Annotated in this window: 1 protein-coding gene; it reads right to left on the reverse strand. The window is 69.2% G+C overall.

Annotated elements, in window-relative coordinates:
• A partial coding sequence (locus tag I5M_RS02975) for a TolC family outer membrane protein (protein ID WP_022720040.1) occupies window positions 1-978 on the reverse strand: 978 nt, incomplete at both ends.

Below are 978 nucleotides of genomic sequence, written 5' to 3' on the forward strand. Positions count from 1 at the left end.
TAGTCAGGCGTATTCAGGCCGAGGGTCTGCACGTCGAGCCTGCCGACAGCGCTGAGCAACTGATAGGACGCGATCACCCGATCACGCTGCGCACCGATCAGGCGCGCACGCGCCGAGATCAGGTCCTGCTGCGAGTTCAGCACGTCGACGGTGGTGCGCTGGCCGCCTTGCGCTTCGCGGCCGACGCCTGCGAGGGCGATCTCGGCAGCACGCACTTCCGACTCGGCCGCGCTCACCGCGATCTTGGCGCCCTCATTGGCGACCCAGGCGCTGATGGCGGCGGTGCGCGACTGGTTGCGCACCTGCTCCAGCACCAGCCGGCTCTGCGCTTCGATCTCCTTGGACTGTCGCGTCTGCGCGGCGGCGAGGCCGCCGTCATAGATCGGCGCCGTCACCTGGCCGACCACCGAAGCCTGGTCGGTGCCGTAGGTGCCGAGCGTCTGGTCGGAGTCGCGGCTGCGGCTGGCCGAACCCTGCAGGGTCACGGTCGGCAGCAGGCTGCCTTCGGCGACCCGAATCGTCGTCGAGGCGACGTCGACATCGAAGCCCGCCGCCAGCACGGCCGGGTTGCCGCGGATCGCCATCTCGATCGTCTCCTCCCGGCTGCGCGGGATGAAGCGATCGACCGTCGTGGCGGGGCTGAGCTTGCCGGGCGGGCTGCCGATGACCTGCGCATAGGTCGCCTGGCTGATGGCGAGCGACACCTCGGCGGCGTTGAGATCGGCGCGACCGCGGCTGAGCCGCGCCTCGGCCTGGGCCGTATCGGTCGGCGTCACATCGCCGGCGTTGAGCCGCTTTTTGACGATGTCGAGGGTCTGGTTGAGGAAGTCGACGTTGGCCTTCTGCGCGGCGACCAACGCCTGATTGGCCAACACGTTGGTGTAGGCGGTGACGGCGTCAAGCAGCACGCCCTGGCCGACATTACGCAGCGCCTCGCGACCGGACTTCACCTGCAGCTCGGCGACCCGAACGCTGTTG

Origin of the sequence: Rhodopseudomonas sp. B29 (assembly GCF_000333455.1) — a bacterium.
GTDB lineage: Bacteria > Pseudomonadota > Alphaproteobacteria > Rhizobiales > Xanthobacteraceae > Rhodopseudomonas.